Annotated in this window: 15 protein-coding genes; 7 read left to right on the top strand and 8 right to left on the bottom strand. The window is 73.0% G+C overall.

The features are described 5' to 3' along the window. Positions 1-11 precede the first annotated feature (11 nt). The 3 genes from J2Z30_RS26015 to J2Z30_RS51040 all read left to right on the top strand — a co-directional run bounded on the left by J2Z30_RS26015 (position 12) and on the right by J2Z30_RS51040 (position 5,188). A complete protein-coding gene (locus J2Z30_RS26015) occupies positions 12-905 on the top strand; it encodes a LysR family transcriptional regulator (RefSeq protein WP_044580136.1) in 894 nt (297 codons plus the stop codon). A 401-nt stretch (positions 906-1,306) separates the two neighbouring features. Further along, positions 1,307-2,242, top strand: coding sequence for a TauD/TfdA dioxygenase family protein (locus J2Z30_RS26010; RefSeq protein WP_107073436.1), 936 nt, complete (start codon positions 1,307-1,309; stop codon positions 2,240-2,242). A gap of 168 nt (positions 2,243-2,410) precedes the next feature. Next, positions 2,411-5,188 (top strand): AfsR/SARP family transcriptional regulator, encoded by a 2,778-nt coding sequence (locus J2Z30_RS51040; RefSeq protein WP_044580135.1) that lies wholly within the window; start codon positions 2,411-2,413, stop codon positions 5,186-5,188. 89 nt (positions 5,189-5,277) lie between these two features. Here J2Z30_RS51040 and J2Z30_RS26000 read toward each other — a convergent pair whose 3' ends face one another. From J2Z30_RS26000 to J2Z30_RS25990, 3 genes are all read right to left on the bottom strand, one after another. Further along, entirely contained in the window at positions 5,278-6,111 is an 834-nt protein-coding gene (locus tag J2Z30_RS26000; RefSeq protein ID WP_052701856.1) for an SAM-dependent methyltransferase, read from the bottom strand. A gap of 52 nt (positions 6,112-6,163) precedes the next feature. Next, the gene (locus J2Z30_RS25995) at positions 6,164-6,487 is read right to left on the bottom strand and encodes a hypothetical protein (RefSeq protein ID WP_044580134.1); all 324 of its coding nucleotides are present in this window, start codon (positions 6,485-6,487) and stop codon (positions 6,164-6,166) included. A 221-nt stretch (positions 6,488-6,708) separates the two neighbouring features. Then, complete coding sequence (locus tag J2Z30_RS25990; protein WP_044580133.1) at positions 6,709-7,590, bottom strand: alpha/beta fold hydrolase; 882 nt, start codon at positions 7,588-7,590, stop codon at positions 6,709-6,711. A 152-nt stretch (positions 7,591-7,742) separates the two neighbouring features. Between J2Z30_RS25990 and J2Z30_RS25985 the strand changes: the two genes are divergently transcribed. Both J2Z30_RS25985 and J2Z30_RS25980 read left to right on the top strand, forming a co-directional pair. Further along, complete coding sequence (locus tag J2Z30_RS25985) at positions 7,743-8,693, top strand: anti-sigma factor RsbA family regulatory protein (protein WP_044580132.1); 951 nt, start codon at positions 7,743-7,745, stop codon at positions 8,691-8,693. A 237-nt stretch (positions 8,694-8,930) separates the two neighbouring features. Further along, a complete protein-coding gene (locus J2Z30_RS25980; RefSeq protein WP_044580131.1) occupies positions 8,931-10,403 on the top strand; it encodes a class II fumarate hydratase in 1,473 nt (490 codons plus the stop codon). Positions 10,404-10,405: 2 nt separating this feature from the next. On the opposite strand, the gene J2Z30_RS25975 is transcribed toward J2Z30_RS25980, so the two are convergent. From J2Z30_RS25975 to J2Z30_RS25965, 3 genes are read right to left on the bottom strand one after another with little or no spacing between them, the layout of a single operon-like run. Continuing rightward, positions 10,406-11,137: a polysaccharide deacetylase family protein gene (locus J2Z30_RS25975; protein ID WP_044580130.1), complete on the bottom strand. Its 732-nt coding sequence runs from the start codon at positions 11,135-11,137 to the stop codon at positions 10,406-10,408. Further along, the gene (locus J2Z30_RS25970; RefSeq protein ID WP_044580129.1) at positions 11,134-12,087 is read right to left on the bottom strand and encodes a DMT family transporter; all 954 of its coding nucleotides are present in this window, start codon (positions 12,085-12,087) and stop codon (positions 11,134-11,136) included. Before J2Z30_RS25970 ends, J2Z30_RS25975 begins: the two co-directional genes overlap by 4 nt. Before the next feature lie 6 nt (positions 12,088-12,093). Beyond that, entirely contained in the window at positions 12,094-12,912 is an 819-nt protein-coding gene (locus tag J2Z30_RS25965; protein WP_052701854.1) for an SDR family NAD(P)-dependent oxidoreductase, read from the bottom strand. A gap of 135 nt (positions 12,913-13,047) precedes the next feature. On the opposite strand from J2Z30_RS25965, the gene J2Z30_RS25960 reads away from it, so the two are divergent. Both J2Z30_RS25960 and J2Z30_RS25955 read left to right on the top strand, forming a co-directional pair. Beyond that, positions 13,048-14,157, top strand: coding sequence for an MGDG synthase family glycosyltransferase (locus J2Z30_RS25960; protein WP_044580128.1), 1,110 nt, complete (start codon positions 13,048-13,050; stop codon positions 14,155-14,157). Between the two features lie 243 nt (positions 14,158-14,400). Further along, positions 14,401-15,606, top strand: a complete 1,206-nt coding sequence (locus tag J2Z30_RS25955; protein WP_044580127.1) for a PucR family transcriptional regulator — start codon at positions 14,401-14,403, stop codon at positions 15,604-15,606. Between the two features lie 72 nt (positions 15,607-15,678). Here J2Z30_RS25955 and J2Z30_RS51035 read toward each other — a convergent pair whose 3' ends face one another. Both J2Z30_RS51035 and J2Z30_RS25945 read right to left on the bottom strand, forming a co-directional pair. Beyond that, on the bottom strand, positions 15,679-16,224 hold the full coding sequence (locus tag J2Z30_RS51035) for a calcium-binding protein (protein ID WP_044580126.1): 546 nt from the start codon (positions 16,222-16,224) through the stop codon (positions 15,679-15,681). A gap of 266 nt (positions 16,225-16,490) precedes the next feature. Beyond that, positions 16,491-17,522, bottom strand: a complete 1,032-nt coding sequence (locus J2Z30_RS25945) for an ABC transporter substrate-binding protein (protein WP_044580125.1) — start codon at positions 17,520-17,522, stop codon at positions 16,491-16,493. Between the last annotated feature and the right edge of the window lie 36 nt (positions 17,523-17,558).

Raw genomic sequence — 17,558 nt, 5'->3', positions numbered from 1 at the left:
AATCATTGCTTATGGAGCTACGGCAGCTTGAGTACTTCGTGGCGGTGGCCGAGGAACGGAACTTCACCCGGGCCGCGGCGAAGGTGCATGTGGCCCAGCCGGGCGTCAGCGCACAGATCCGCCGGCTGGAGCGCGAGCTGGGCGAGCAGCTGCTGGACCGCTCGGGCCGCTCGGTGCGGCTGACCGAGGCGGGCGCGGCGGTGCTCCCGTACGCGCGGGCCGCGCTCGCGGCGGTGGAGGGCGCCCGGCTCGCGGTGGACGAGCTGACCGGGCTGCTGCGCGGGCATGTGGCGGTCGGGACGGTCACCTCGCACAGCGTGGATCTGCCGGGGCTGCTGGCGGAGTTCCACGACGCCCATCCGGCGGTGGAGATCACCCTCACCGAGGCCACTTCGGACGAGCTGCTGGAGGGTCTGCGCACGGGACGGCTCGACGCGGCGATCGTCAGCGTGGGCGCCACGACCCCGGCCGGGGTCGAGCTGGAAGTGATCACGGATCAGCCGATCGTGGCCGCGGTCGGCCCCGACCATGAGCTCGCCGTGCACTCGGCCATCTCGCTGGACACCCTGCGGGGCCGTGCGCTGATCAGCCTGCCGCGCGGTACGGGGCTGCGCACCCGGATCGACGAGGCGTGCGCGGCCGCCGGTTTCACCCCGCACATCGCCTTCGAGGCCAGCGATCCGGAGGTGTTGGCGCAGCTCGCCGAGCGGGGGCTGGGCGCGGCGATCCTGCCCGGCGCGTTCGCCGAGGCGCGGGCGGACCGGCTGCGGTCGGTCCGCATCGACCGGCCGGCCCTGCGGGGGCGGCTGGCCTTCGCCTGGCGGGCGGACGGCCCGAGCGGTCCGGCCGGCCGGGCCCTGGTCGAGCGCGCCCGGACCGCCCTGGCGGCCACCTCGGCCACCTGAGCGCGCCGCCGGGTGAGCACACGTCTCCTGAGCGCGCCGCCGGGTGAGCACACGTCTTCCGTACCCGCACACCGCACTCCCCGTTGACAGCACACCAGGGCGGATCCCACAATTGCGCTCATGATCAGGCACCGGTTCGACGCGACGGGACTTCTACGCGCCCCGGACCGGACCGGGTGTGAGCGCTCGGGCCTCTAACCGGGACTCTCCGCATCCCGCGGCCACCGCCCCCGCGCCCCCGAAGCCACGCCGGTCATTCCTCTCGCGATCGCCGGTCATCCCCCTGACGATCCGGACATCGCGACGTTCAGGACGACACTCCCGTGGTCTCCCCCGCGGCACGAGGGCACCTCCCCACCCCCCGCCTGCCCCCTGTCCGCTGTCACGCATGAGGAGACGCCATGACCGTCGTCGACACTCCACCCACGGCTCTGCGCGAGGCCACCATCCCGCCGGACGGCATGTACGAGGGCGCGCGCGTTCTGCGGCGGCTGCCCGAGGGGTGGGAGGAGCGTCCGTACGAGCGGTTCGAGATCGTGCCCCTCGGACGCGTCATCGGCGCCGAGATCCGCGGCCTGAACCTGTCCCGGCCGCTGGAGCCCGCGCTGCGCGAGGAGCTGAACCGCGCCCTGCTGGAGTGGAAGGTGCTCTTCTTCCGCGGTCAGCACCTCACCTCGGAGCAGCAGCGCGGATTCGCCCGGCACTGGGGCGAGCTGGAGACCAATCCGCTGCTCGCCGCCGGGTCAAGCGAGGATGTGGTCCGCTTCGACAAGGCCTCCGGCGCCACGCCGACCTTCGAGAACGTCTGGCACACCGACGTCACCTTCCGCACCCGGCCCGCGCTCGGCGCCGTGCTCCAGCTGCGCGAGGTGCCGCCGGTGGGCGGGGACACCATGTGGGCCGACATGGCGGCGGCGTACGACAACCTCCCGGCGGAGGTGAAGGAGCGCATCGACGGCGCCACCGCCGTCCACGACGTCATCCCCGGCTTCGTCCGCTTCTACGGACCGGAGCGGCTGGCCCCGTTCCAGAAGATGTTCCCGCCGGTGGAGCACCCGGTGGTGCGCACCCATCCGGAGACCGGCCGGCGGACGCTGTTCGTCAACACCTCCTTCACCACCCGGATCACCGGGATGGAGCGCGAGGAGAGCGACCGGCTACTGAGCTTCCTGTGCCGGCAGGCGCATGTCCCCGAGTACCAGGTGCGCTTCCACTGGCAGCCGGGCGACATCGCGTTCTGGGACAACCGCGCCACACAGCACTACGCGGTCAACGACTACGCCCCGCACCGCCGGGTCGCCGAACGCGTCGCCATCGAGGGCGACCGGCCGTTCTGACCTCGGCCGTTCCGCCACGACCCCTGGTGCGGCGATTTTCGGCCATCCGCACGAGCCGGTACCCGGCGCGGGCTTGTTCCCGGCGGATGGAACGATGCACGGCAGCGGCCACATCGGAGGTATAACCATTGCGGAGTGGTCAGTTGGCGAGCCGATGGAAGGGGACGGGTGCGATACCGGGTCCTGGGGGCGCTTGAGCTGCGCGCCGGCGAGGGGTGGGCCTCCCTGGGGCCGGCCAAGTGGCGGACGCTGCTCGCGGTGCTGCTGTGCCACGCCAACCAGACCGTCTCCACCGAACGGCTCCTGGACGAGCTCTGGGGCGAGGACCGGGCGCCCCGGAGCGCCACCAAGCTGCTGCAGACCTATGTCTCCCGGCTCCGCCAGACCCTGGGCGACGAGGCCGGGCAGACCCTGATCACCGAGAAACAGGGCTACAAGGCACAGGGCTACCGGCTGGCGGTGGAGGCCGCCGAGTTCGACGCCCACCGCTTCGAGCAGCTGGTCGAGGAGGGGCGGCGGGCGCTCGACCGGGAGGCGCCCGAGACCGCGGCGGAGCGGCTGCGCGAGGCGTTGGCGATGTGGCGCGGCACCCCGTTCGCCGATGTGCCCCCGACCCCGGCGGTGACGGCGGAGGCCACCCGGCTCGAGGAGTGCCGGCTGCAGGCCGTGGACGCCCGGATCGACGCGGACCTGCGATGCGGGCGCCATACGGCCGTCCTGGGCGAGCTGGAGGCGCTGACCGCCGAGTATCCGTTCCGCGAGGAGCTGCGCGGCCGGCTGATGCTGGCGCTGTACCGGTCCGGGCGGCAGGCCGACGCCCTGGCCGCCTACCGCGATCTGCACCGGCTGCTGAGCGAGGAACTCGGGGTCGAGCCGACCCCGCCGCTGCGCGACCTCCACGAGCGGATCCTGAACGCCGACGCCTCCCTGATGGCCGCGCCCGTCCCGGGGGCGGACCGGCCCGACCCCGCCGCCGCTGCCCACAAGGCCAACCGGGGGCCCCGCCAACTGCCGCCCGCCAGTCCCGCGTTCACCGGCCGCCACGGCGAGGTCGCGGTGATCCAGGCGCTGATGGACGCGGCCGGGGACCCGGAGGCGGGCGAGGGCGGCCGGTCGGTGGTGCTCGCGGCCATCGACGGCACCGGCGGGGTCGGCAAGTCGACCCTGGCCATCCACGCCGCGCACCGGCTCGCCGACCGCTTCCCCGACGGCCAGCTCTATGTGGATCTGTACGGGGCGACCGCCGGACAGTCGGCCCTGGACCCCGGTGAGGTGCTCGGCCGGTTTCTGCGCGCCCTCGGCGTGGACGGCTCCAACGTGCCGAGCGACACCGACGAGGCGTCCGCGCAGTTCCGTTCACTGGCGGCGGGCCGGAGACTGCTGGTGATCCTCGACAACGCCGCAAGTGTGGACCAGGTGCGGCCGCTGATCCCCGGCGGGCCGGGCTGCGCCGCGCTGGTCACCAGCCGCGAAATGCTGACCACCCTGGAGGGCGCCACCCATCTGCATCTGGATGTGCTCCCGCAGGACCAGGCGGTGGCGCTGCTGGAGCGGGTCGTCGGCGCGGAGCGGGTGCGGGCCGAGCCCGCCGAGGCGGAGGAGATCACCCGGCTGTGCGGCTGGCTGCCGCTGGCACTGCGGATCGCCGGTGCCCGGCTGGCCGCCCGCCCCGCGTGGCCGCTGCGCACCCTGGTGACCAAGCTGACCGACGCCCGGGGCCGGCTGGACGAGTTGCGCTTCGGCGATCTGGCCGTCCGTGTCAGCTTCCAGGTGAGCTACGAGGGCTTCCGGCTCGGCCGCCGCTCCGACGACCTGGACGCGGTCCGCGCCTTCCGGCTGCTCAGTGTGGTGCACGGGCAAGATGTGAGCCTGCCGGTGGCCGCCGCGCTGCTGGACCTGCCCGCCGACCGCACCGAGAACGCGCTGGAGCGGCTGGTCGACGCCCAGCTCCTGGAAAGCCGGGACTCCGTCCGCTACCACATGCACGATCTGCTGCGGCTGTTCGCGTCGGAGCAGGCGGAGCAGGAGGAGCCCGAGGCGGAGCGCTCGGCGGCGCTGGAGCGGGCGCTGTCCTGCTACGCGGCCACCGCCCAGCAGGCGGTCACCCTGCTCGACCCGCTCCGCCCCTGGCCCCGGCACCCGGCCGAGGACCCGGCGGTGCCGCTGAGCGGCCAGGACGAGGCGGAGAGCTGGCTGAAGGACGAGCTGCCCAATCTGCTGGCCGCCGTCGTCCACGCGGCCGGGCCCGCCCAGCCCGAGGTGATCGCGCGCCTGGGGCTGCGGCTGGCGCGGGCGCTCCAGTGGTTCCTCTTCCCCCGGGCCCACGCCCAGGATCTCCAGACGGTCAACGAGCTGGCCGTCGAGACCGCCCGCCGCCTGGACGACCCGGAGAGCGAGGCATGGGCGCTGGACGGCCTCTCCGCCGCGTACTGGCTGCAGCACAGCTATGACGAGGTACGGACCACCCTGGAGTCGGCGCTGGAGATCTGGCGCGAACTGGACCATCGGGAGGGCGAGCTGCGCACCGCGTGCAATCTCGCGGACGCGCTGTGCGAACTGGGCCTGTACGAGGAGGCCATCACGGTGCAGGAGCGGCAGCTCGCCCTCGCCCGGGAGGCCGGGGATCTGCCGGCCGAGGTGGTCGGCCTGGGCAACCTCGGCCGGGCCCACCGCGGCCTGGGCCGCCCCGAGGACGCCCTGACCTGTTTCAAGGAGAGCCTGGAGTACGCCCGCCGCACGGGCAACATCCACCATGAGGGCTTCGCCCTCTACGAGATCGGGATCACCTATATGGAACAGGGCAGGTTCCCCGAGGGCCGGGCCCATATGGACCAGGCCCTGCCCGTATGGAAGCGCCCCGGTACGTACGAGAGTTGGCGCGGGCACACCTGGAGCGGGCTCTTCCCCGCCTGTATGACCCTGCAGATCGGCCCCGGCCCGCGCTGAGGCGGGGTCCGGGGCGGGGGCCGGGGGCAGGGCACGGGGGTCCGGGGCGGACGTCGGGTGAAGGGCGAAGGGTGAAGGGGCTGCCGGGGCTACGGCTTGCGGGCCACCCCGCCGTAGGCCCACACCCGGGTCGGATCGGATTCGGCGCCGATGCCCGGACGCCACGAGGGCAGTTGCACCAGGCCCGGGGCGAGCAGGTCGAGCCCGGCGAAGAACTCCATGATCCCGGCGTGGTCGCGGGCGACCAGGGACACCGGGCCCTCGAAGCTGATGACCTCCCAGTCCCGGTCGGTGTCGAGCGTGAAGTCACCGGTGGCGTGCGAGAGGACCAGACAGCTGCCCGGCGCGGCCCAGTCCATGAGCCGGCGGACGATGCCGACGGGGTTCGCCAGGTCCTCTATGTAGTCGAGGACGAGCGTCAGCAGGATCGCGACCGGCTGTGCGGGGTCGAGCAGCCGCCGCAGCTCCTCATGGCCCAGGAGATCCTCGGGCGAGCGGATGTCGGCCTTGACCATCGTGGTGCCGGAGACGGAGAGCCGGGCCTGGCCGTGGCTCGCCACGATGGGGTCGTTGTCGGCGTAGACCACCCGGACCCGGGGATTCACGGCCTGGGCGATTTCATGCACATTCGGGGTCGCCGGCAATCCCGCGCCGATATCCAGGAATTGGCTGATTCCATTGGCGGCGAGATGACGGACGGCACGGTGCAGAAATCTCCGATTGGAGAGCGCGGTGTCGCGGACTTCCGGTGCGACACCGAGAAATCGCTGAGCCTGCTCGTAATCGGCGAGGTAATTGTCCTTGCCGCCGACGAGATAGTTGTAGACCCTGGCCGGGTTCGCCTCGCTGACCGCAAGACGGCCGTGGTCGGCCGGCCGCCACTCCCTCGTCCTGAGCCCGATGCCGGGTCCGCTGCTCTTCATCGTGATTCCCTTACCACTAGCACTGCCTCGCCTCACCACCGACGGTTCCGGATCACTGCGGGTGCGGAGCCGCGCCCGGACGCCACGTGACCGTCTTCCTCGGCCCCGGCTCGGCCCAGGCGACCGGATCTCGCGCCCACAGATGGAAGGGCAGCTCGACATCCGCGGACACCCGGCTGAGCTGGCCCCAGGAGTACGCCTTGGAGTGGGCCGCGGTGGCCTGGAGTGCCGCTTCGAGACAGGCACGGGCGGTGCGTTCGGCCCGGCAGGTGCCGCTCGGGCCGGACCCCTCCACCCCGCCGCAGAGCTGAAAGGTGCTCCAGGCGTAGAGGGGTTCGTCCCCGACATGAGGCTGATGCTGCTGGTCGACGTTCACAGGCCCTCTCCAGACGCGTCCCTACCGGGCGGCTGTAGCGATGCGTCCAGCATGGAAGAGGGCGGATCAGCGGCGGTATACCGGCGGTAAAGCGACGGCCGCGGCGGCTCGACCGGGTCCGCCCCGGTCGGGGTCCCGCCGCGGCCGCATCGCGTTCCGCGTTGAAAAAGGCCCTGGTCACACGCCATATGGCGGCATGGCACGCGCCCAGGGCCGCCCGGTCACCCGCCGAGCCAGGCCAGGACCTCCCGGTTGATCCGCTCGGGCCGCTCCAGGTGGAGGAAGTGCCCGGTGCCGTCGACCAGTTCCATCCGCGAGCCCGCGGGCAGGTGGTCCCGGGCCCCCTGGACGACATCGGCGCCGATGCAGCCGTCGTCGGTGCCGTGCAGATAGAGGATGGGGACCTCCCCGGTCCGGGTGATGGCCTCCTGCTCGGCCGCGTACGCCTCCACATGGCGCGAGGGGTCGAACAGCGCCCGGTAGTAGCCGATCGCGGCGGCGAGGTGGTCCGGGTCCCGCAGGCTCTCCTTGACGTGCGCGATGTCCTCGGCGGCGTCCTTGTACCCGGGCGACCAGTCGCGCCACAGACCGTCGATCAGGGCCATGTCGTGCGCCGCCGCACCGGCCTCGGCCAGCGGCGTCTGGAACAGGAAGATGTAGAAGGAACGCTTGAACTGGCCGTAGTCATAGTTGAAGAAGTCGGCCAGCACCCCGCCCAGCGGGGGCACCGACATCGTGACCGCGCGCCGCCAGCGCTCGGGGGCGCTGCCGGTGGCGCCGTACGCGGCGATGGCGCCCCAGTCGTGGCCGATGAGCACGGCGTCGCCGTCGCCGCCGAACGCCTCGTGGAGCGCGTTGGCGTCCGCGGCGATCGCACCCGCCTGGTAGGCGCCGTCGGCGGGTATACCGCTGGGCGCGTAGCCCCTCATGAAGGGCGCCACGGCGTGGTAGCCCGCGTCCGCGAGCGCGGGAAGCAGATGGCGCCAGGAGTGCGCGGAGTCCGGGAAGCCGTGCAAGCAGAGCGCCAATGGGGCGTCGGCCGGGCCCGCTTCGAAATACCCGAAATCAAGTCCATTTGCGTTGATGTTCTTCAGCTCTGTCACGCCCGAGGATGCTAATGCACCGTCAGGATGCCGTCCATGTATGGCCGGAACGGGCTGCGCACCGGGCCGGGGAAGTGGCAGACTGCGCTATACCGTCCGGAAATTCGATGACGCACCGCGTGTTTTCGCCGGCCGAGCCCCAGGGAGGCCCGATGACCAGCCCGAGCAGCCCCGTCGCGGACCACCGCGATGCGATGATGCACCGCGGATTCCTCTACCGCGACGAGGATGAAGTGGTCGATATCTGCGTCCCGTTCCTCCGCGAGGGCCTGGAGGCGGACGACGCCGTGGCCGTCGTCGCGGCCACCTCCAACATCGACGCGCTGCGGGACGCGCTCGGGCAGGACGCCAAGGCGGTGCAGTTCGAGGAGGCGCTCAGCTGGTACCAGCACCCGGTCAAGACCATCGCCGCCTATGACTCCTTCGTGAAGGCCGAGAAGCCGCGCCGGGTCCGGGTGATCGCCGAACCGGTGTGGCAGGGCCGCACCCCGCTCGAGGTGGTGGAGTGGGCACGCTACGAGTCGATCGTCAACGCGGCCTTCGCCCACTCCGGCGCCCGCGCCATCTGCTGCTACGACCGGCGTCTGCTGCACCCGGAGATCATCGCCTACGCGCGCCAGACCCACCCCGAGATCATCGACGGCCACGGGCCGGAGAAGAGCGACGCCTACACCGACCCCGGCCCGTTCAGCGCCACCTGCGACCGGCGCCCCCTGCCGTCCGCCCCGCGCACGGCCGAGTCCGTGTCGATCGTCTCGACCGACCTGGACGCCGTGCGCACCTTCGTGGCCGAGCGGGCGAGCCGGCACGGCATGGGCCATGACGCGCTACGCAACATGGTCGCGGCCGTGAGCGAGGTGTCCACCACCGCGATCCGGCACGGCGGGGCCCCGGCGCGGCTGGGCACCTGGGTCCACGACGGCGATCTGGTCTGCGAGATCTCCGGGCCCGGCCACTGGTACCCGGACGCGCTGTGGGGCTTCGCCCCGCCGGCCGACTCCGAGCCCGGGTTCGGGCTGTGGGGCGTCCGCATGCTGTGCGACGTGGTGCAGATGCAGGCCGACGCGGACGGCACCCTCATCCGGCTGCGCACCCGGATCTGACGCCCCTGGATCTGACGCCCCTGGGGGATCCCCCGACGGCCGAGGCCGGGTCACGGCGATGGCCCCGTGCCACGGCGATGGCCGACTCCCACCCGACGCACGTATCGGCCCGAGTACGGCCGCCCGCCCCGGCCGGATGCGGCCGGGGCGGTGCGGAGCGACACTGGCGGGGAGGGCCACAGCCGTGATGCGGAGTGTGCGTATGGATGGGCTGCCATCCGTCAGGGAGAGCACCCGATGAACACGCCCCACCGGCGCCGGGGCGCCCGGGGCACCCCGAGGGTGCGGCGGGACCTGCCCACCCGCATCGACGCGACCGGCGCCCGGCGCGAGACGGACGCGCTGGGGACCGTCGAGGTCCCGGCCGACCGGTACTGGGGCGCCCAGACCCAGCGGGCCCTGGTCCACTTCGCGATCGGTGACGACCGTATGCCCAAGGCGGTCTACCACGCGTACGGCTATGTGAAGAAGGCCGCCGCGCTGGTCAACGGCCGGGAGGGGCGGCTGGCGGGGTGGCAGGCGGATCTGATCGCGCATGTGGCCGACGAGGTGGTCTCCGGCGCGCTGGACGACCACTTCCCGCTGTACGTATGGCAGGCCGGCTCCGGCACCCAGACCAACATGAACGTCAACGAGGTCATCAGCAATCGCGCGATCCAGCTGGTCGGCGGCGTCGTGGGCAGCAAGGAGCCGGTGCACCCCAATGACCACGTCAATCTGGGCCAGTCCTCCAACGACACCTTCCCCACGGCCATGCACATCGCCGCGGTGCGCGTCCTGCACGACCCGCTGCTGCCGCGGGTCAGCCTGCTCCAGGAGGCCCTCGCCGCCAAGTCCCGGACCTGGTACGACATCGTCAAGACCGGCCGCACCCATCTGCGGGACGCGGTCCCGCTCTCCGTGGGGCAGGAGTGGTCCGGCTACGCCGCCCAGCTCTCCGACGCGCTGGAGCGGCTGCGGGCCACGCTGCCGGATCTGTACCAGCTCGCCATCGGCGGCACGGCGGTCGGCACCGGGCTGGGCGCCCCCGAGGGCTTCGGACCGGCGGTGGCCCGGGAGATCGCCGTGGCCACCGGCCATCCGTTCAAGGTGGCGTCCAACTCCTTCGCGGCGCAGAGCGGTGTGGACGCCATGGTGGCCGCCTCCGCCGGGCTGCGGGGGCTCGCCGTCCCCCTGATGAAGATCGCCGACGATATCCGCTGGCTCGCCTCCGGCCCGCACGGCGGGATCGGGGAGCTGACGCTGCCCGCGAACGAGCCCGGCAGCTCCAGCATGCCCGGCAAGGTCAACCCGACGCAGTGCGAGGCCATGATGATGGTGTGCACCCAGGTGCTCTCCGACGACGCCGCCGTCGCACACGCGGGCACCCGGGGCAACTTCCAGCTCAACGCGGCACGGCCGCTGGTCATCAGAGACTTCCTGCACTCCGCCCGCATCCTCGCCGACGCCTGCGAGAAGCTGCGCGCGTACTGCGTCGAGGGCATCGAGCTGAACCGCGAGCGGATCGACGAGTATCTGGCCCACTCGCTGATGCTGGTCACCGCGCTGTCCCCGCGGATCGGCCACGACAAGGCCGCCGAGATCGCCCGTAAGGCCGCCGCCGAGGGAACCACCTTGCGCGAGGCGGCCATCGCCAGCGGCCACATCGGCGCCGAGGACTTCGACCGGATCGTGGACCCCCGGAAGATGGCCCGCCTGCGCGACGGCTGAGCTCATCGGCGTATCCCGTGCTCGGCCAGCGGCCCCACCTGCAGACCCGCGTCCCGGCACTCCGCCACCACCACGGGCAGCGCGGCCAGCGTGGCGCGCCAGCAGCCCATGGCCGCGGCGCGGTCGGTGTCGTGCAGCAGAACGGTGGCCCCGCCGCGCAGATCGCGCCGTACGGCGGCGGCCACCGATGCCGGGGTGGCGTCCGCGGTCCAGTCGCGCCCCCAGGCCGACCAGAGGACCGGGGTGAGTCCGGCCCGGACCGCCGCCAGCCAGCGGCCGCCGGTGAGGATGCCGTACGGCGGCCGGTACCACCGCGGCACCGCGCCGGTGGCCAGCCGGATCGCGCGGGCTGCTCGGGCCACCTCGTGGGCGTCCCGGTACACCGTGGGCAGCCAGGGGCGGCTGTGGGTCCAGCCGTGGACGGCGAGTTCATGGCCCCGGCGGACGATCTCCAGGGTGGTGTGCGGGAAGCGCGTCACGCCGTCCCCCAGGACGAAGAAGGTGGCGCGGACACCGAGCTCGTCGAGCACCTGGAGGAAGCGCGGGGTGGTGCGTGGATCGGGTCCGTCGTCGAAGGTGAGGGCCACATGGTCGCGCCGGCCACGGCCCGCCAGGGCGGGGAACAGGGCGCGCCGGGGCCCGGCCGGCCAGGTACCGGCGGGGGCGAGGTGCGCGGCCGCCGCGAGCAGCGCGGCGTCGCGCACCAGGAGTCCGGCGCGGTGGCGCACGCTCATGGTGTTCCCCCGCCGCCGGGGCCGCTCCGTCCTCCGGGGAGTGGTGTCCCCGCGTTCCGCGGCGGTTCGGGGACGGCCTGGTCCCAGCCGCCGCACATGGCGGGCGAGCGGGTCAGGCCCACGATTCCGGCCGCCATCAGCAGGATCCCGGCCACCTCGGGCACGATGCGCAGCCCCAGCTCGACGCGCTCGCCGAACAGCACCCAGCCCAGCGCGATGCTGACCAGGGCGTCGCCGAGGGTGAGCGCGGGCTGCGAGGCGGCCAGAGTGCCCGCGCGCAGGGTGCTCTGCAGCAGCAGGAAGCTCAGCAGCCCCACGGCGCACACCGCGTACAGCGGCCAGTCGGTGAGCACCGCCACCACCCCACCGGCGAACCGCCCGGTCAGCTCCTTGATCAGCGCCGCGGTGCAGGCGAAGCAGGCGGCGGTGGCGCTGCCCAGGGCGACGGCGCGCGCGGCCCCACGCAGCACCCGGGCCACCGCGATCAGGACGCCCACGGCGATGGCCACCACCACGCTCACGGGCACCCAGCGGCCGTTGCGTGCGGTGGGCGAGCCGCTGGAGGGGTCGGCCGCCACCAGGAAGAGCGCGAGCCCGGCGGCGAGCATCACGAACGACAGCCAGGTCCGGCCGTCCGGGCGGTGGCGGAACACCAGACTGCCGACCACCAGGGTGAACAGCAGCTCGCTGACCAGCAGCGGCTGGACCACCGAGAGCCTCCCGACCGCCAGCGCGCCCACCTGCGCCACCGCGGACACCATCATCGCGGCGAGACCGGCCAGCCAGAACGGGCGGCGCAGCAGCCGCGCCAGCCGCAGCAGGTTCCGCATCGGACCGCCGTCGCCCCGCTCCTCCCGGACCTGGTCCATCGCGGCCCGCCGCTGCAGTACCGAGGCCGCGCCGTTGCCCAGGGCGGACAGCAGGGCCAGTACGACGGTCAGGGCGCTCATCGGGGGTCACCCGAAGCGTGTGGCCAACCGGTGGTACAGCCGGGGTGCCAGGGCCCGGACCACCGCCGGCAGCCGCATCCAGGCCGGTACGTACACCTCGTCCCGCCCGCGCTCGACCGCGTCCCAGACCGCGTCGGCGATCCGCTCGGGCGGCAGCGGGCGGGGCAGCCGACGGGTGTACGGGGCGCCGCGCCGGGCGAAGAACGGGGTGTCCACCACGCCGGGGACCACATGGGTGACGCGCACACCGGCCCGGCCCAGCTCGTGGCGGAGGGCGTCGGCGAAGACGCCGAGCGCGGCCTTGGCCGCGGAGTACACCGCCTCGCCGCGCACCCCGACGGTCCCGGCCACCGAACCGATCAGCACGATGTGCCCGCGCCGCTCGGCCTCCATCCGGGGGACGACCATGCGGACCAGGCGCATCGCGGCGAGCAGATCGACGCGGACCACCTGGTCGATGGCGGCGGGCGGCATGGTGGCGAAGGGTCCCGCCCAGCCCACGCCCGCCCCCGCGACCAGCAGATCCACCCGTCCGGCGGCCCGGAGGGCGTCTCGGAAGAGCACCTCCGGGCCCTCCGGCGCGGCCAGGTCGACGGGGAGGGCGAGGGCCGACGTCCTGGCGGCCACGCGGTCGAGCCGTTCCCGGTGGCGGCCGCTGACCAGCAGCCGCCATCCGCCCTCGGCCGCGATCCGGTCGGCGATGGCGGCCCCGATGCCCGAGGAGGCGCCGGTCACCAGCGCGACCCGCGTCCCGGTGTCTGCCGGATGCCCGGTGTCCCGCATCCGGCCGTGATCCAGGGGTGTGTCCGGGAGGGGGCGGATCATGGCATCTCCCTGTCTCGCCGCCGACCGGCCGCTGGTCCTGGGTCACCGGCCGTCGAGCGCGCGGTTTGACGGCATGCGGAGCGGATACCTCCAGTGAGCCATGAGGAGCCGCGCCTCGCACCATCGGAGGTGGTCATGCACCCGCCGTCGGCACGCTTTCTCGTTGTCAGCGCCGGAATGGGAGCCGGACATGACGCGGTCGCCGCCGAGCTTGTCCGCAGGCTGGAGGACCGGGGTCAGGGGGCGGGCCGGGTGGATGTGCTGGAGTTGTTGCCGCACCGCATCGGGGCGGGGCTGCGTTCGTTCTATCGGACGACCATCCGCCGCGCCCCGCTGCTGTACGAGGGCATCTACCGGGCGTTCTTCCGCCCCGGCAAGGGCCCCCGGCCGGGCAGTGCCCCGCTGGCCGCGCTCGCCGAGGACCGGCTGCTGGCGCTGGTGGAACGGGAGCGGCCGGACGTCGTCGTCCCGGTGTTCCATCTGGCCGCGCAGCTGACCGGCAGGCTGCGGGCGCGCGGGGCCCTGGGGGTGCCCAGCGCGGTCGTGGTGACCGATTTCGCGGTGCACCGCCAGTGGCTGCACCCGGGCAACGATCTGCATCTGTGTGTCACCCCGGACGCCGCGGACACGGTGCGCCGGGCGCTGGGCCGCCCGTCGGTGGCCACCGGACCGGTGGTGGCGGCGCGCTTCTTCGGCCCGGCTCGGGGGGCGGCGCGGTGGCGGCGGCTCCTGGGCGCGCTCGCGCCCGGGAGGCCGCCGGTGCTGCTGTCCGTGGGGGCGTGGGGCGCGGGCACACGCGTGGCGGACACCGCGCGGTTGGTGTCCGGGGCGGGGTATCTGCCGGTGGTGCTGTGCGGCCGGGACGAACGGCTGCGCGCCGAGCTGTCGCGCCGCCCGGAGGTGGCGGCCCTCGGCTGGGAGCCGGACATGCCGGGTCTGCTGGCCGCCGTACGGGCCGTGGTGGACAACGCGGCCGGTCAGACCGCGCTGGAGGCGCTGGCCACCGGGGTGCCCGTGATCGGCTACCGCCCCATCCCGGGCCATGGCCGCGAGGGCGTCCGGCGGATGGCCGCGCTGGGGCTCTCGGACCACGCGCGGGACTCGTGGGAGCTGGTGCGGCTGCTCGACGCGCTCACCGAGCCCTCCGCGTGGCGGGAGCGCCGTATCGCGGCGGGCCGCCGGCTGTTCGCCGACGACGCCGCCGTCCGGCTGACCGACGCGGTCGCCCGGACGGCCGCGAGGTGAGCCGCCCGGACCGCCTCGAGGTGGGTCGCCCAGACCGCCTCGAGGTGAGTCGCCCGGACGGCCGCGAGGTGAAATTCCGCACACGCGATGCCGCCCGTGCCGACCGGCCGACGGCGAGTGGTGGCATGCTCGGCCCCGACCCATCCGACCTCGGGAACGCCTCGTGGAGCACCGCCCCCGCGCGTGAGTTGTCCCCGTGCGGCCCCGCGGGAGTTTCCGAACGACTGACGGAGGCACCGCCCGATGGGAAGTCATCTCTTCGCCGAACTGGCCCGGCGCACCCTGGACGACGCGCACCACGAAGTGGAGGTCTACGGACAGCAGATCCCCGAGTACCGGTTCGTGGAGCACGACGGCCGGCGACGGGCCGAGGCGCTGGACTACGCGGTCTGGCTCAGACGCCGCACCCTGGAATTAGCCCCCGAGGGAGCCCCCCTCACCCAGGAGGACCTCGACCACATCGCGTCGATGGGCGCGTCGCGGGCCAGGACGGGGATGTCCGCCGCGTCCCGGCGGCGGGTCCTCGGACTGCACACCAACCTCATGCTCCGGGAGATCCAGGAGGCGGCCGGCCCGGAGAACACCGATGAACTGATGCGGGTCATGGTCTGGTTCACCGCACAGGGCACCCGTGGCATCGACGCCTACACCCGCGGCCATGCGGCGGAGCAGAAGCGCCGCCTCCCCTTCGTCGCCCGGGTGCGCGCCCTCACCACGGCCCTCCTCGCCGACGACACCCTGGCCCCGGGCCTCGCCCGCGCCGTCGGCATGAGCCCGGCCGCGTCGTACGAGGTGGTGGTCGTCCGCGTCCCCGGACGGCCCGCCCCGGCCGCCGGAGGGCGCGAGGGGATCGTCGAAGCCCTCCTGACCCACCACCGGATGCCGATCGCCTGGCCCCGGGCGGAGGAGCTGGTGGCCCTGGTGCCCGCCGACCAGGACCACGCCTCTGATACGGCCCGGCCGGGCCGCGGTTGGCCGGCCCGGGACCGGGCGCTCGCCTTCGTCCGCGACGCGGGCGAGGCGGTGGCGCGGCCCTGCGCGGTCGGCAGCAGTACGGGCCGCGTCCGTGCGCTGGCCGATGCGTACGCCCGCGCCCGGCGCATCAGTCTGGCGGCCCCGCTCCAGCCCGTGCCCCGCCGCCCGCACACCCTGGCCGATGTCTTCGTCGAACTGGCCGTCGCCGAGGACCGCGACATCGACACCTGGCTGTCCGGCATGGCCCGGACCCTCGCCCGGGGCCCCGAGCTGCTCGCCACCCTGGAGACGTACTACGCCCATGACATGCACCGCAGGAACACCGCCGCCGCGCTGAACATCCATCCGCGGACCCTGGACTACCGTCTCCAGCGGGTGCGGCGGCTCACCGACGTCGACCCCGGATCCGCCCGTGGCGTACGCATCCTGAGCACCGTGGTCGCCAGGGCCGCCTCCGGCGCCTGGACGGCGTGAGCCGGGTCCGCCGACGGGACGTAGGCCGCCCGGGAATCCCCGGCGGCCTACGAGGCCCCCCGCCGCCCGTCCTCAGAGCTCGCAGTTGATCTCGACCTCGGCGTCACACCGGTCGATCCCCGGGCCGCCGTTGGCCACGTCGTAGCCGGGGCCGCCGATCAGGGTGTCGTTGCCGGAGTGGGACGCGTTGTCGGGGCTGTCGCCGAAGAGGTAGTCGTTGCCGGTGCCCCCCGTGATGTTGTCGTTGCCGTTCTGACCGCTCACGCCGAAGTACGTCCCCACCGACACATTGGTCGGGTCGCTGGGGTTGAAGTTGTCCGAGCCGTCGCCGAGGCAGACCACGGCGGAGGTGCTGATCAGGTCGGAGAAGACCCAGTCGTCCCCGGAGAAGGCGTTGACGACACTGCCCGGTGTGCCCCAGATGGCATTGGCGTTCCTGTCCCCCTCGATCGTGGCGGTGAGCGGGACGCCGGTCTTGGGGTCGGTGCAGGTGGTCGCCGTCGGCGCCTTCGCCGGGGCCGCCGCCTGAGCGGCCCCACCGGTGCTGAGGGCGGCACCGGTGAGGGCCGCGGTACAGGCCAGCAGCGCGGTGACGCGTCTGCTTCCGTGTCGGGTCATGCGGTGTTCCTCCTCGGAAGGGATGCGGAGTGACATCGCACAGCCTTGCGCCCGGCCACCCGGCACGTCTTCGTGAACCAGGGAGAAAACACCGCCCGCCACGGGCGCGGGACTGTCAATCCGCGCAACCGGCCCCGGGACCTACCGGTGTCCGGCGGATGGGGCTCCGCCCCGGACCCGGGGGTCCAGGGGCGAAGCCCCTGGCAGCGGGAAAGGGCGGGGAGCAGCCCGCCACAGGCGTCAAGATCCGCCGGATGCTCCCTGGACTAGCCCGCCTTCTTGACGAACTCGGTGGTGTAGGTCTTCTTCAGATCCACCGTGGCGTTCTTCAGGTTGGGGTTGAACGCCTTGAGGACGCGCTCGACGGTCGCCGGGCCGTCCGCCGGCATCACCCCGTCCTTGGTGAACATCGGCAGGGTGCTCTTGATGGCCTCCGCGTAGAGCTTGGCGCCGCCCTGCGCGTAGTCGCTCGGCATCTTGGCGGCGATGTCCTCGGCCGAGTGGGTGGACATCCACTTCAGGGTCTTCACGAAGGCGTTGGCCAGCTTCTGCACCGTGTCCTTGTGGCCGTTCGCCCAGTCGGTGTTCATGTAGAGCGAGGAGGAGGGGTACAGGCCACCGAGGGCCTGCTTGGAACCCTCCGGTGTGCGCATGTCGATCAGGACCTTGCCGATCTTCTGCTCCACGATCTGGGCGACCGTCGGATCAGTGGTCATACCGCCCTGGATGGAGCCCTGCTTGAGGGCCGAGATGAAGGTCTGCCCCGCTCCGACCGCCACCGGGGTGAACTCGCTGGTCTGCACGCCGCTGTCGACCGCGAGGTACTTCGTCAGGAAGTCCGTGGACGAGCCCAGCCCGGTGACACCGAGCTTCTTGCCCTTGAAGTCCTCGGGCGACTTCAGCTCACCCGCCGCCTTGTTGGAGACCACCTCGACCTCGCCGGGGGCCTGGGCGAGCTGGACCACGGACTCCACCTGCTTGCCCTTGACCTGCAGATCGAGGGTGTGGTCGTAGAAGCCGACGACGCCCTGGACATCGCCCGCGACCAGCGAGGTGGTGGCCTGCACCCCGGCGGGCTCGGTGAGCAGTTGAACCTTGAGGCCCTCCGCCTTGAAGTAGCCGAGCCGCTGGGTGAGCATCGCGGGCATGTAGATGACCTTGTCCAGGCCACCCACCATGATCTTGACCTTGCCGTCCTCGCCGCCGGAGGCGCTGGAGTCGCCGCCGCAGGCGGTGAGGGTGGTCAGAGCGAGCGCCGCGGCGACGGCGGCCGCGGAGAACTTGGCACTGCTGCGCATGAGGTCACGTCCTTGTGAACGGTGATGAGCGGGGAG

The sequence above is a fragment of the Streptomyces iranensis genome, assembly GCF_017874715.1.
Lineage (GTDB): Bacteria > Actinomycetota > Actinomycetes > Streptomycetales > Streptomycetaceae > Streptomyces > Streptomyces iranensis.
Note: the sequence above shows the minus strand (reverse complement) of the source record. Positions and strands in the feature narration are given on the sequence as shown.

Coding starts and splice junctions, on each gene's coding strand:
- J2Z30_RS25980 (WP_044580131.1), top strand. CDS start 8,931: ATGAACACGCCCCACCGGCGCCGGGGCGCCCGGGGCACCCCGAGGGTG.
- J2Z30_RS25955 (WP_044580127.1), top strand. CDS start 14,401: ATGGGAAGTCATCTCTTCGCCGAACTGGCCCGGCGCACCCTGGACGAC.
- J2Z30_RS26010 (WP_107073436.1), top strand. CDS start 1,307: ATGACCGTCGTCGACACTCCACCCACGGCTCTGCGCGAGGCCACCATC.
- J2Z30_RS25960 (WP_044580128.1), top strand. CDS start 13,048: ATGCACCCGCCGTCGGCACGCTTTCTCGTTGTCAGCGCCGGAATGGGA.
- J2Z30_RS25975 (WP_044580130.1), bottom strand. CDS start 11,137: ATGAGCGTGCGCCACCGCGCCGGACTCCTGGTGCGCGACGCCGCGCTG.
- J2Z30_RS25985 (WP_044580132.1), top strand. CDS start 7,743: ATGACCAGCCCGAGCAGCCCCGTCGCGGACCACCGCGATGCGATGATG.
- J2Z30_RS25965 (WP_052701854.1), bottom strand. CDS start 12,912: ATGATCCGCCCCCTCCCGGACACACCCCTGGATCACGGCCGGATGCGG.
- J2Z30_RS51035 (WP_044580126.1), bottom strand. CDS start 16,224: ATGACCCGACACGGAAGCAGACGCGTCACCGCGCTGCTGGCCTGTACC.
- J2Z30_RS26000 (WP_052701856.1), bottom strand. CDS start 6,111: ATGAAGAGCAGCGGACCCGGCATCGGGCTCAGGACGAGGGAGTGGCGG.
- J2Z30_RS26015 (WP_044580136.1), top strand. CDS start 12: ATGGAGCTACGGCAGCTTGAGTACTTCGTGGCGGTGGCCGAGGAACGG.
- J2Z30_RS25970 (WP_044580129.1), bottom strand. CDS start 12,087: ATGAGCGCCCTGACCGTCGTACTGGCCCTGCTGTCCGCCCTGGGCAAC.
- J2Z30_RS25945 (WP_044580125.1), bottom strand. CDS start 17,522: ATGCGCAGCAGTGCCAAGTTCTCCGCGGCCGCCGTCGCCGCGGCGCTC.